The sequence below is a fragment of the Cupriavidus sp. 2SB genome, from assembly GCF_005503625.1.
GTDB lineage: Bacteria > Pseudomonadota > Gammaproteobacteria > Burkholderiales > Burkholderiaceae > Cupriavidus.
This window is the reverse complement of sequence record NZ_SCMX01000008.1, coordinates 51,519-63,526: the sequence shown is the minus strand read 5'-3', so window position 1 is coordinate 63,526 and position 12,008 is coordinate 51,519. Positions and strand designations below refer to the sequence as shown.

At 61.7% G+C, this 12,008-nt stretch carries 18 protein-coding genes; 3 read left to right on the top strand and 15 right to left on the bottom strand.

Annotated features, from left to right (window positions below):
• Positions 1-24 precede the first annotated feature (24 nt).
• From rpsR to FFS21_RS05855, 4 genes are all read right to left on the bottom strand, one after another.
• On the bottom strand, positions 25-303 hold the full coding sequence (gene rpsR, locus FFS21_RS05870; RefSeq protein ID WP_137923974.1) for a 30S ribosomal protein S18: 279 nt from the start codon (positions 301-303) through the stop codon (positions 25-27).
• A gap of 3 nt (positions 304-306) precedes the next feature.
• On the bottom strand, positions 307-606 hold the full coding sequence (gene priB, locus FFS21_RS05865) for a primosomal replication protein N (RefSeq protein ID WP_137923973.1): 300 nt from the start codon (positions 604-606) through the stop codon (positions 307-309).
• 20 nt (positions 607-626) lie between these two features.
• Complete coding sequence (rpsF, locus tag FFS21_RS05860) at positions 627-1,004, bottom strand: 30S ribosomal protein S6 (protein ID WP_137923972.1); 378 nt, start codon at positions 1,002-1,004, stop codon at positions 627-629.
• A 114-nt stretch (positions 1,005-1,118) separates the two neighbouring features.
• The gene (locus tag FFS21_RS05855; protein WP_137923971.1) at positions 1,119-2,117 is read right to left on the bottom strand and encodes an asparaginase; all 999 of its coding nucleotides are present in this window, start codon (positions 2,115-2,117) and stop codon (positions 1,119-1,121) included.
• 214 nt (positions 2,118-2,331) lie between these two features.
• Here FFS21_RS05855 and lexA point away from each other — a divergent pair, with 214 nt between their 5' ends.
• The 3 genes from lexA (at position 2,332) to FFS21_RS05845 (ending at position 5,975) form a co-directional block, all read left to right on the top strand.
• On the top strand, positions 2,332-2,988 hold the full coding sequence (lexA, locus tag FFS21_RS05850; protein WP_137923970.1) for a transcriptional repressor LexA: 657 nt from the start codon (positions 2,332-2,334) through the stop codon (positions 2,986-2,988).
• A gap of 170 nt (positions 2,989-3,158) precedes the next feature.
• Positions 3,159-3,329, top strand: a complete 171-nt coding sequence (locus FFS21_RS31945; protein WP_171020329.1) for a hypothetical protein — start codon at positions 3,159-3,161, stop codon at positions 3,327-3,329.
• Between the two features lie 1,254 nt (positions 3,330-4,583).
• Entirely contained in the window at positions 4,584-5,975 is a 1,392-nt protein-coding gene (locus FFS21_RS05845; protein WP_137923969.1) for an O-antigen polymerase, read from the top strand.
• 147 nt (positions 5,976-6,122) lie between these two features.
• Here the strand turns inward: FFS21_RS05845 and FFS21_RS05840 are convergent, their stop codons facing one another.
• From FFS21_RS05840 to FFS21_RS05790, 11 genes are all read right to left on the bottom strand, one after another.
• Positions 6,123-6,494, bottom strand: coding sequence for a hypothetical protein (locus FFS21_RS05840; RefSeq protein WP_137923968.1), 372 nt, complete (start codon positions 6,492-6,494; stop codon positions 6,123-6,125).
• Entirely contained in the window at positions 6,494-6,874 is a 381-nt protein-coding gene (locus tag FFS21_RS05835; RefSeq protein WP_137923967.1) for a ubiquitination-like system serine protease family protein, read from the bottom strand. Before FFS21_RS05835 ends, FFS21_RS05840 begins: the two co-directional genes overlap by 1 nt.
• Positions 6,871-7,056: a hypothetical protein gene (locus tag FFS21_RS05830; RefSeq protein WP_137923966.1), complete on the bottom strand. Its 186-nt coding sequence runs from the start codon at positions 7,054-7,056 to the stop codon at positions 6,871-6,873. Before FFS21_RS05830 ends, FFS21_RS05835 begins: the two co-directional genes overlap by 4 nt.
• On the bottom strand, positions 7,053-7,484 hold the full coding sequence (locus FFS21_RS05825) for a hypothetical protein (protein ID WP_137923965.1): 432 nt from the start codon (positions 7,482-7,484) through the stop codon (positions 7,053-7,055). The genes FFS21_RS05830 and FFS21_RS05825 overlap by 4 nt, the downstream gene beginning before the upstream one ends.
• Positions 7,468-7,806 carry a hypothetical protein gene (locus tag FFS21_RS05820; RefSeq protein ID WP_137923964.1) on the bottom strand — a complete coding sequence of 113 codons (339 nt, stop codon included), beginning with the start codon at positions 7,804-7,806 and terminating at the stop codon, positions 7,468-7,470. Before FFS21_RS05820 ends, FFS21_RS05825 begins: the two co-directional genes overlap by 17 nt.
• A gap of 35 nt (positions 7,807-7,841) precedes the next feature.
• Positions 7,842-8,075 carry a DUF7940 domain-containing protein gene (locus tag FFS21_RS05815; protein WP_137923963.1) on the bottom strand — a complete coding sequence of 78 codons (234 nt, stop codon included), beginning with the start codon at positions 8,073-8,075 and terminating at the stop codon, positions 7,842-7,844.
• Complete coding sequence (locus FFS21_RS05810; RefSeq protein WP_137923962.1) at positions 8,075-8,608, bottom strand: glycoside hydrolase family 19 protein; 534 nt, start codon at positions 8,606-8,608, stop codon at positions 8,075-8,077. Before FFS21_RS05810 ends, FFS21_RS05815 begins: the two co-directional genes overlap by 1 nt.
• A 63-nt stretch (positions 8,609-8,671) precedes the next feature.
• Entirely contained in the window at positions 8,672-10,381 is a 1,710-nt protein-coding gene (locus FFS21_RS05805; protein WP_137923961.1) for an SGNH/GDSL hydrolase family protein, read from the bottom strand.
• Positions 10,374-10,694, bottom strand: coding sequence for a hypothetical protein (locus FFS21_RS05800; protein WP_137923960.1), 321 nt, complete (start codon positions 10,692-10,694; stop codon positions 10,374-10,376). Before FFS21_RS05800 ends, FFS21_RS05805 begins: the two co-directional genes overlap by 8 nt.
• 20 nt (positions 10,695-10,714) lie before the next feature.
• On the bottom strand, positions 10,715-11,317 hold the full coding sequence (locus tag FFS21_RS05795; protein ID WP_137923959.1) for a tail fiber assembly protein: 603 nt from the start codon (positions 11,315-11,317) through the stop codon (positions 10,715-10,717).
• Positions 11,318-11,326: 9 nt separating this feature from the next.
• A complete protein-coding gene (locus tag FFS21_RS05790) occupies positions 11,327-12,001 on the bottom strand; it encodes a phage tail protein (RefSeq protein ID WP_249359176.1) in 675 nt (224 codons plus the stop codon).
• Positions 12,002-12,008 lie beyond the last annotated feature (7 nt).

Genomic DNA, 12,008 nt, shown 5'->3' with positions numbered 1-12,008 from the left:
TTTCTCCTTGCGGTCCCGGGACTATCAGTTCTTGTGCAGGTCGGTGTACGGAACCAGCGCCAGGAAGCGGGCGCGCTTGATAGCCGTGTCGAGCTGACGTTGATAGTGAGCCTTGGTACCGGTCAGGCGGGCCGGCGTGATCTTGCCGTTGTCGCCGACGAAGTCCTTCAGCGTGTCCAGATCCTTGTAGTCGATCTGTTCGACGCCAGCCACGGTGAAGCGGCAGAAGCGCTTGCGCTTGAACAGCGGGTTCTGTTGCTGGAAGCGCTTCTTGTTCTTGTTGTCACGTTTGACGAATGCCATGATTCAATCCTTTTCGTATGCTTTACATCGAGTGATGTGAAAGACCAGTGTCTTGCTGTTGCGGTGCTTGCGCGCCAGGAATCCTTCGCAATCGATTACCGCTTCGAGCGGCAATCTGAGCAGTTGCTGGGCGATGGCACCAATGCCCATCGCCACCACTGCGAATTCCACCTGCCGGGGCGTTTCCGCCTCGACGACCTCGCCGCCATGCTGCAGGATGCAGTTGACGACCGGGACGCCTGCCGGCGTATAGCGCAGCGTATCGCGCTCCGCGAGCGTTGCGGTCAGCCGGAGCTGGTTCACCGCGACACTGCCGTCCGCACTCAGGCGGCGGCTTGGCCTTCCGTGGTCGTTTGCGCAGCCTTGCGGGCTTCTTCGCGCTGAACTTCCTTCATCATCGGCGAAGGTGCAGTCTCAGCCTTCTTGGTCTGGACGATCAGGTGACGCAGCACGGCGTCGTTGAACTTGAACGCGTGTTCCAGTTCAGCCAGCGTTTCCTTGCCGCACTCGATGTTCAGGCAAACGTAGTGAGCCTTGGCCAGCTTCTGGATCATGTAGGCCATCTGACGGCGGCCCCAGTCTTCCACGCGATGGATCTGGCCGTTTTGCGACGTAACGAGCTGCTTGTAGCGCTCGATCATCGCAGGCACTTGTTCGCTTTGGTCCGGATGGACGATAAATACGATTTCGTAGTGACGCATTGACGCTCCTTTTGGATGAGCCACCCGGGCGTCAAGTCCGGTGCGGCAAGGTTGAGTAGCCCGCGAGTATAGTACGGAATGGCCGGACCCCGCAAGATTGGGCCTCTGCCCCGATCAATGCGCCGCAAACGTCGCCTGCAGGCGCACAGCGTCACCCGCGAGCCCGGGATCGTTCGCCAGCACCACCGCCAACAACACGCGCGCCTTGTAAGGATTCAGGTCTCCGGCCGATACGAAGAGACCGACAGCCGGCACAGGCTTGCCCGGCATCGTCACATGACCCGCGCCGGTCCGCGAGCTGCGCACGACGGCGACACCACAAGCCGCCGCGTCGGCCAACGCCCCGGCCAACGTCTCGTGGATCGATCCATTGCCAGCAGCGGCCACTACGATCCCTGTCACCCCGGCCGAGACAAGCGCGTCGACCATCACCCTGCCCGGCTGCGCATAGCTCGCCACGACCTCGACGACGGGCCATGATGCCGGCACGGGCAGAGGCTGTGCGAAAGCCCGCGGCACGCGCACGAAACGCACGAAGGCATCCTGGACAAAACCCAGCGGACCGGCGGTCGGCGAGCCGAAGGCATCCACCGCCGACGTATGCAACTTGGCCACATCCCGCGCTGCGTGAATCTCCTGGTTCAGTACGACGAGCACACCCTTTCCGCGCGCCTCCGGACTTGCCGCTACCCGTACGGCATCGAGCAGATTCAAGGGGCCGTCCGCAGACAGCGATGTCGACGGACGCATGGCCGCCGTCATCACCACCGGCACCGGACACGCCTGCGTCAGGTGCAGGAACATCGCCGTTTCCTCAAGCGTATCGGTGCCATGCGTGATGACGATACCGGCAACATCCGGCACACCTGACCAATGCTCAACCCGGCACGCAAGCGTCTGCCAAAGGGAGAACGCCATGTCCTTGCTGTCGACCTGGGCCACCTGCTCGGTCTCGATGCGCGCCACATCGGCCAGCGCGGGCAAGGCTTGAACGAGTTGCGATACCGGAACCGTGGCCGCCTGGTAATGCGCACTGCTGGCAGCGCTACCGGACGACCCGGCGATGGTGCCGCCCGTGGCGAGCACGACAATACGAGGCAGGGAAGCTGACATGTTGTTCGAGGCGTGGATTGGCAGGACGTGGGCGGCGATTGTACCCGGCGAACTTCGACTCGAAATGCGTGGCAAACCCGACTGCGAGGCCCGCGAGGAATTTGCCGAGGTTAAGTCCGCTGCGCAAATTGTGCTTGCACTTCACTCGATACTGTATAAAATCACAGCATACTGTTTAAACATACAGTGCCTCGGCACGAGAGACCGGCGAACCATGGCTACCCTGACACCCCGGCAGCAGCAGATTTTCGACCTAATCCGCAACACGATCCAGCACACCGGCTTTCCGCCGACGCGCGCCGAGATTGCTGCGGAGTTCGGCTTCTCCTCGCCCAACTCGGCAGAGGAACATCTTCGGGCGCTGGCGCGCAAAGGCGTCATCGAATTGACGCCCGGCGCCTCACGCGGCATCCGCCTGAAGGTTGGGCGGAGTGATTCGGAACGCCCGGACCAGCTTTCACTGGCCATGGCCGGCGTGCTGCAACTGACGTTGCCATTGGTGGGCCGCGTGGCGGCCGGCAGCCCGATCCTCGCCGCGGAACATATCGACCGGCAGTATCAGGTCGACGCATCGGTCTTCGATGAACGTCCTGACTACCTGCTCCGCGTACGCGGCCTGAGTATGCGCGACGCCGGTATTCTCGACGGTGACCTGCTCGCCGTGAAGAAAGCCAGCGAAGCTGCCAACGGCAAGATCGTCGTGGCACGGATCGGCGAGGACGTCACCGTCAAGCGCTTGAACAAGCGCGGCGACTCGATCGAACTGATTGCCGAGAACCCTGATTTCTCGAACATCGTGGTGCAGTCTGGAAGCGATGAGTTTTCTCTGGAAGGTATCGCTGTGGGCCTGATCCGATCGTCAGGCTTCTGATATCCGCCTGGCGCGGTAGCACGACTCACTGAAATACGTCGCCGCTCCGCGCCAAGACCCAGGCAGCACGGCCGTCTGCCCTGGTCACCCGCTTTGCCTTGCCCATGCCGCCCCGTTTCCGTCGAACGAAGGGTGCGGACTCCTGCTGTCGCAAATTTCGAGGTGCTGCCATGCTGCCATCCCTTCCCGTCGCTTCCCGCCGCCCGGTCAAGCCCGTGCCCTTCCGTCAGATCAAGGGCGTACGCGTCTATCAGGGCGCCCAGCGGCGCACGATGGTCGGCAACATGGCCGCCATCTGCCGAATGCTCGAACTGGCAGAACCGTCCCCCAACGGCCGCTAGCCTCCGCGCCGGGCTAATCCCTCGCATCCCTCGCGCGGCAAGCCTGGCAAAGTCTTGAGGACTTTGTAAAAAGTGGAGTTGCAACCTCACCACGTGTAATTAAGGCTACGCTTACATCAGCCGGAAGCGTGGTTAAATTCACTGGCGCGCAATGCATCACTGGCGCAGTCGCGTCATGCGCAGAACCGGACCTTGTCACCCGCCAAGGCCCGGTTTTTTTTGGCATGCGTGTTACCTTGCCACCTCGCCTTTTAAAGCATAAATCAGGCGAATCTTGATGATCGGGGCTTTATGGGATTTTGAGTAAAACGCGGTGTTGGACGCGGCTTGGTCTCCCGCCATCCAAAGATGCATGCCTTACACGCTACGCTGACATGAAGACAGTATCTGCAGCAGGACAGCAATCGAAAGGACAAGAGGCCCAGTTGCCACAAAAAAATTGAAGGCAGGCTTTTCCCTTTTGACACCACAGTGAGGGCACGTGGGCTCCTCATCATCTATTTCTTTCTGGCATTCGGTGCACGAAACCTGCGCCATTTCAAACCACCTCCTTACCCGGCCGTCATCTGCCGCATCAATCGAAGATGCGGAATACAAGTCCGGATTGATGCCGTGACGAGACATTGGCCACGACGAGTTAGGGGGCGCTTTGAACGGGTAGAACTGGCCGACCGCTAAAGAGAAACAGAAGTGTTGCGACACTCTGGACCACGCGAACGCGACAGCCGGACCAAAAAAGCAAAATAGCCGCTTGGAAGCGGCTATTTTAGAGTAATTCTTTGGGGTGGCTGACGGGACTCGAACCCGCGACAACAGGAATCACAATCTGCGCCATCAAGCCTTATACAGCAAGCCTTTCAGGGCGATTCACGGGAATACTCGGGAGCAGAAAACCACGAAAACTCTCGTGTTTTTTATGGGGTATTCCCACGAATCTGGCGCTCCTCAGTCCACTCCCATTTCCCTCTCCCAGTCCTCGCACACGACCAGCGGTGATGGGTGGCCAATCTTGCATTCCAGGCGGAGCCGGGGGTGCGGATACTCGTAGGGAACGGTGACGACCAAACGGGAACATGTACGGCAGGCGTAACTCTCCCACACCCTGTAGGACGGAAGAGGCGGCGGAGGTGGTTGGAAGCCAGTGGACATATTCGGCACTGTATATCCAAACAGGTCTTCTCATTCTTGAAGCACCGCCTGAAAGAGTTACAATGCAGCCCGCTACAGGGTCGCCGAATCTGCTAAATCCAAGAAATGGAAGAGAAACTACTTGCGCTCATGTGGAGCCTTCTGATCCTCGGACAGGCCACAGCATTGCGCGCCTGGGCCGGCACATGGCTCGTACCGGGTTGTATCTTTGGGCTGTTCTGGTTCCTCTACACATTCATCCCGATCATCGCGTTGTGGAGCGTTCCGATGTACTCGGGCGGAGTCCTCTACATCCTGCTGGCCTGCATTTCGTTCTCGTTGGGCGGCCTGCTGTTCCCTTGGCGGGTAGGCTTTAAGCGTAAGGCAGAAGTGGGAAAAAATGTAGATCTCGGTTCGCCCTTCATGTTCAAGGTGTTCTACTTCATCAGCGTAGCCACCGTATTCAGCTTCATCATCGATATGGGCATTCAAGGCGCCACGCTTTTGAGAGCCGTGACAAGTCCGATGGAAGTAGCTGCCGACATGATCGGCAAACGCTACACCGACTCACTGGTGCCAAATGTTTTCGCGCAAGTCAGCATCGTCTTCCAATACCCGAGCGCAATCTTGGGTGGCTTCTTGTACACGACGAGAAAGCCTGGCGCGCGGAGATGGCCAATCCTCGTTATGGCCTTCATCCCTCCCGTGCTGGCCATGATCCTCCAGGGCGCGAAAGGGAACATTTTCCTGGTGCTGGTGCTGTTCTGGGCCGCGACGCTGATCTGCAGGATCAATCAAGGAGATCGGCGGCTGTTCTCCCGGAAGGACATCAAGCGCGCCATGTGGATCGGCGCCATGCTGTTCGGACTGGTGACTATCGGCTTCGTGGCACGCGGCCTCGACAACTACGGGACTGATACTGTCAGCAGCCTGCAAAGGCTCTTCGCTTCCTACGCGGCGGCGCACATGTATGCCTTCTCTGACTGGTTCCATCACCTGTTCTCGAACAACGTGGGAGACACCTACACCGACAACAATCTCGGTGGATATGGCATCTACACCTTCACGATGTTCGCCCGCCTGATGGGGAACAAGACCGCGCTGCCGCCCGGTGTGTATGAGGAATACTTCGTCTACAAGGAAGTGCTGCAGACCAACATCTACACGATGTTCCGGGGAATGATCAATGACTTTGGGCTGGAAGGCTCGATCTTCGTGATGCTCGTCGCTGGCATCCTGCTGCATCTGTCCTTCTGGCTCTTTCTCGTATCTCGACGCCCAGCCCTAACGCTCTCGATCTACGTCCACAGCATCGGGTTTTTCTATACCTCGTTCATCATCAGCCTGATGATCTGGAACAGCATCTACGCCAGCGTCCTGCTCGTTGCCGGAATATGCTTCATGAACAACTGGCACGCGGTTCCTAGTGAGAATTCTTCAACTGCTGGACTGCAAGACGATGTGCATCACGAAGTAGAAGCGACGCCGCAGGCTTCAAAGCTTCGGCAGGCTGCCTAGGTCGACGGCCAAGCCTCCACCATCTTACGATGCTTGGCCGCGCACTCCCCCAGCGCCTTCAGCACATCCCCCATCACCCATTCTTGCCAGGCGTCATAGTCGGCGGCGGCCGGCGCGTCCGGGATCCGGCAAGGCGCGGCCAGCGCGCTATCGAGCGGCGGCGGCTTTGGCTGCGTCGACCGCGTCGGAGAGCTTGCGCACCCGGAAATCATCAGGGCGGCAATCCACAGGCAGAGGTTTCTTCGCATTTCGGAATTCCTTTACGGCGGCATCGACCTTGGCGCCCAGCGCCGTCTGGGTAGCGTTGAACTCGTCGGCTTTCGTGCGGATGGTCGCGCTGGCCCTGCCGAGATCCTCGATCGCCTTGTTGGCGCCTGCCAGGTCCGCCTGCGCGCTGGCCGTCTTCATCCTGTCGATCTCGGCGTCCTTGCGCCATCCGTTGGCCACCCAGCCGGCAGAGAAGATGGCCACGGCCAACATCGCTGCACCGATTGCGCGCCATGGCAGCGCTTTGAGCATTAGCAGCATCCCCTGCCCTCCGGGAACGCCACCATCGGCACCGTCTGGCCGGCCAACTCGTGCGTACTGTCAGACAGAAACTGGATGTGCCCATCAGTGACGAAGGCGTGGCAGATGCCGCAGGCAAAGTCGCGTGGCTCGTCGGGGTTCTCCTGGTAGAAGGTACACCAGCACGATCCGCTTTCGTGGCCCTGCACATAGTGACCGCTGCGCACCAGCACGCTGGGCGTGAACGTTGGCCGCTCTGCATTGCCGTTCCAGCCCCAGCGCGGGCCGACCCCCTCGCCGTGGCGGATGGAATGGGTGTCCTTGCAGCCAGGGCACCAGAAGGAAAGCATGCCCGGCGCGGTCTCGCGCAGGACTTCGGACAAGTGGGTCATGGCGTTGCCGCGCAGCGCGCGTAGAGGTCCGCTGTCACGCGGATGTGTTCGAGCATGTCGGCGCGCGTAGCGCCGGCCTTCAGCGTGGGTAGCGTCTCGCAATGACGCGGTGGCACTGGCGCGGCAGGCGGATCGGCCACGGCACAGCCGGCAAGCAGCAGACTGATCAGCAGGATCTTCATTTCCGGGCCTCCCTCACCTTCCGGTTCGCCGCCTCGATGTCGCGGTTCACATCCTGCCGTTCGGCCTCGCTGAGCGGGCGCGGCGCAGCGGTTGCCGGCGCAATGGCCGGGCGTGCGGCACGCTTCACGGACTTGGCCGCTTCCACCGACGCCTCGGCAGCCTGTGCGGACGCGTTTGCGGCAGCGGCGACCTTGGGCGTCAGTGCCTGCAGGGTCTGGGTGTAGGCGTGCTGCAGGCGCGTGATCTCGGCCTGGTGATCGTCCCGCTGCTGGGCCATCAGTTCGCGGTACTGCCACACGCAGAACAGATAGCCGGTGCCCATCCCACCGCCCAGCAGTAGGATCAGCACCGTTACAGCCTCCATGCGGTGTCCGATCAGGACGAACCTTGCCCGGTACCGCGCCAGCCAATCACGTAGCTTTGCCATCAAATCGCTCCCGCATCATCTGCACCTGCATCTCCAGAGCGGAGATCTTGGCCTCGAGCTTCCCGATCGCCTGGAGCGCGTCGTTGCGCTCCTTGTAGGCGAGGTCCGCTCGCTGCTCGGCCAGCGACACGCGCTCATTGGCACGGTCGAGCTGCGCCTCCAGCCGCGCAATGATGTCGATCTGGGCCTGGCTCTGGACCCCTTCGATCCGGTCCTTTCGCCAAGCACCGCGCATGAACCACAGCGCACCGACGATCGCGGCCACCACGAAGCCGAGCGCCCCGCCCGTGCCCCCCGGCACAGTCATCACAGATAGGTCCATCACGGCTCCGTTGTTCGTGCTGCTCTGCTGGCAGTTCACGGTTGGTCAGTCGGCTGCTGCTCGTCCGGCTTGATGGACTGCTGGGCGACATAGCGCAGCGCGCCGATCAGCACGGCAAGCGCCAGCGTGATCTGGGCAAACGTCTTCGGCTCCAACACCGCCTGCAGCGACGGCAGCACCAGCTGCGCGGCCGACAGCATGGCCAGCAGCGCCGACAGCAGCACCGTGGTGCTCTTCCACAACTTGTTCCAGTTCTCGACGATCTGCATCACACGACTCCCAGTACGCGCTTGGCGCGTTCCCAACGCTGCTGCCGGTCGGCCAGTCCGTTGGTGCCGCCATTGATCCGGCGGGTGAGGGTTACGAAGTCGCCGGCATCAGCCAGCGCGTTCAGGTTCTTTCTCTGCCAGAACCAGCATGCAGAGCGCGCGGCCAGCGCGTCGCCTTGCAGCAAGGTTGGTTCGGCCTCGAGGTCGACGCCCAGCGCGATGCCGCACGCCCGGTAGTTGGCGCGCCCGGTCACTTGGATCAGCCCACGGCCCATGAATCGCTTGCCGTCGCCGGGCTGCGTGTTGCCGAGATCCGCGCGGCCTTCGTATCGCTGCTGCGCGGGCGTCGGCCCCCAGATCTCGCGCGTGTAGACGAAGCTGCCGGACTCGTGCCAGATCTGGGCGAGCCACGCAGCTTGGCGAGTCGGTGAGTCGATGCCGTACTCGGCCCAAGCGGCCGTGATATGTGCGTGCCAACGGTCAGCCATTGCCTGTGTCAGGCCAGCGGCCAACTTGAAGGTCTGTTTGTCCATGACCCCTCCAGAAATGAAAAAGCCACCCGCAGGTGGCTGTATGAATGAAGCTGCAGCGAAGCTTTATTCCTGGACTGGCTGATCCGTGCTGAACACCCGCCACGTAGCCCCATCGCGATAGACATAGACGCCAGTGCCGTTACCGGCTGTCTCACCTACCTTCCGGCCGTTCGACGCAAAAACGATGGCGCGATCGTCATAGTTCGGCAGAGTGGCTACAGTGTGTTCCGGCAGGATGATCTCCCGATCGAAGATGGACCGGCCTGCGTAGTAGTTTTGCTGGCCAGCATCGGCCTGTTCAATGTTGCCGATGAATAGGCTGCCCAGATCGCCGTTGGCCGCTATCACCTGCACGCTGTTGCTTGTGCGCTGCTGCAAGCTGGCCGCGCTACCTTCCGGTCCAAACAGCAGCTGCGCGATGTTCATGATCAGCGCCTTGTCGCTCTCCGACCCACCGTAGGACCGCATGATGAGGCTGGGCACGCCCGTGGTGGCCTCGATATAGAACTGCCCGATCATTCGGTGGCTGCGCACGTCGCGGTATTCGGCGGTGCCGAACGTGGTCATCAGATCCAGTTCGCCCAGAATCATCCCGGCCACGAACCGGTTAGCTGCATCGGCAGGGTGAACCCCGTCGCCCTGCCAGCCCAGCCGCGTCAGTTCGGCAAAGTCCTTGCAGGCGCTGTAGCCGTCGAAATACGCAGCCTCATTGGCGAGCGCCTGGGTGCGGAAGATGGCGTTGTTCGCTTGGAGCGACGCCGCGTCCCCATTGTCAGGCAGACTACCCACCACAATCTTCGAGAACGCTGGCAGGCCAGCGAAGCGGGCGAACATTGCCGGCACGTTGACGGCGGCGTTCTCTTCCTTCGCCTGGACGAACATGAGCTTCACGTTCAGGTCCGTCAGCAGGGCTGAGAGGATGGCCATGTTGGCGTAGTTCTGCTGGCTCATGATCGAGCCGCCGCGCCCGAACGACATCGGGACGATGCCATACGCCTTGAACAGCCCACCGCGCAGGTAGATCACCGTCCCGGTGGCCGTCACGCGAATCTTGTACGCCTTTGTCGGGTCGCAGGTGAACTGCACTTTCTGCAACCCCAATTGGGTATCGGACAGGCTGACTGTCTGCGTAGCAAGCTGGGCGTCGCCATCGTCCAGGTCGAGCAAATCCACCTTGGCCGACCCCATTCCAACGCCTTTGGCGAGGTAGACGCGCGCGGTCGCCCAGCCATAGCTTGCACCGGCATCGACTCGCAGCGTCGCCGCGTTCGACAGCCTGATGTGATCGCCGCCCGGCAGGTATGTGAAGTCGGCGAATCCGCCCGTGCCGTCGAATACCGTCTGGCTGATGGGCGCCGCGCCACTATCGAAGAAAGTGCCTGTCAGCACCGGCTGTGACATCCCCGGCACGCCATTGGCCGTGCCCATCGCCATGCCGCCCTGGCCGTAGCTTTGCAGCAGCAACAGGATGAACTGGCTCCAGACGTGAGACGAGACGGAATCGCCCCAGCACCCTATGCCGATGAACCCGCTAGGGTTGCCCGTGCCCGTAGCGTTGTGGTAATTGGCGAGCGCGGCGTACAGGTCGCGCAGCGTGTGCTTGCCCTCCAGCTTGCTCATGTTGGCGCGGACGTCGGCGGGCATGCCGCCTGATCCGGCTTCACCGGGAGCGCCCGGGTCGCCTTTGAAAAACGGCGCGAATCCAACGTCCATCGGCGCAGCATTGGCGCTCACAAGCTTGAGCGAGAGATTGATTGGCGTCAGATCAGGCATGGGTCACGCGCTCCACCACATTGATAGCCTCGGTATTGGACAGCGTCACCTGGCCGGCTGGGCTCTGCAGGCGGATGTCCATCACCAGCAGTTCAAGCGGCCACACCGATGACTGCGCCGCGCTGGCGGATAAGGAAACAAGTCCCGTCGCCGCGTCGGCAAACTCTGCGGCCAGATCCTGCACCAGCGTGCGAGTAAGCGCCGTGCGCAGTTGCGCAGCGATACCCCAGCCGGTGAAGTCCATCGCCTCCCCGTTGTTAAGAATCTGACCCGCATATGCGAAGTCCTGGCCGCGCTTGAAGTCTGTGGTCATCTGGGCACCACCTGTATGTTCTACTGCGGCTTCACGGGCCAGTTGATCGTGCGCGGAAATCCTGCCTGAGACGTAACGGCCCGCAGCGCTTTGCGGTACTGGCTCAGCGCCTTCAGCCGGGCCTCGTCCTCCGGCGTCAGCTCGTCAAGCACGAAGCCGTCCATCAGGGGCGCGATCAGTTGGTCCGCATCCGCAAGCAGAGCGTCACGCTTCGCCGTGGCCGTAGCGATCATCTGCGAGGTTTCCAGCGCCTCGTCCAGGGTCCATTCGTCGTTCAGCCATACGTGGGCCGGCGATGGCCGCACCTCGTCGGTCAGAAACGGCGGCAGGTCGCCCAAGCCCGAGTACTCCGGGCCGAGTTCGAATGCCGAGCCATCGGTGGTGCGGAACAGCGGCACGCCGCGGTAGTCCGGAACCAGCGTCCATGCGCCGGCAGGCCAGTTCTGGGGCACTGCGCCGCTCTCGGCCAGATACACGCGCACGCGCCGTTCTTGCGCCTGCGGTGGCTCGGCTGGCGTAGCGTAGCCAGGCACGATTGGGTTTTCCGGCTCAAGCGGGTTTTCGTCGGCTACGCCGGTGCTCAGGAATTCGCCGGTGATCGGGTGATAGTTGTGGATGTCCATTCCCGCTCCTCAGAACTTGATGATGGCCAGCAGCGCGATGTTGCGCGGGCGCGTTTCGGTCGCCGACGTGCCAGTGCTTTGGTTGTCAGTCTGGCTTCCCAGAGAGTCGTAGGTACGAACACCGCTGCGACCCTGGGCATCTTCCGCGTTGTTCGTCCGGTCGGTGTACCCATACTCGGCGGAATGGCTGACATTGCGCCAGTGCCTGTGGACTTCAGTCGCGAATCCTTGCGCGCTGGCGAACGCACGACTCGCGTCAATACCCCGCGAGTCATCCCATCCACGCAAGAACTCGCCGCGCAGTTCAGGAACATTGAACGTGGTGGATCCGTCGCCAGCGCCAAACGTGGTGCCGATCTCTGCGAAGAGGTCGGCGTAGGTTGTGCGTGATACTGCCCCACCGTTCGCCTTGAGCCACCCCGAAGGCGGTGTGTTCTTTGCGTGGAATGCCACGGTGCCAGGCAGGATATGCCCGAAATTCGGAACACCCAGCAGGCCGATCGTGACCCATGCATTGTTCGCGCCGTTGCGCATCCGCAGCAGGCCAGCATTCGTGTCGGCCCAGAACTGATACGGATAGGTCGTGGAGGGCGCTGCGGAGCCAGAGCTATTGGTAACCAGTGCCTGGAATGCCAGATTCATATCGGCGCGAAACGCGGCGCCCGCCTGGTTGGCGACGTCCATGTCGTGC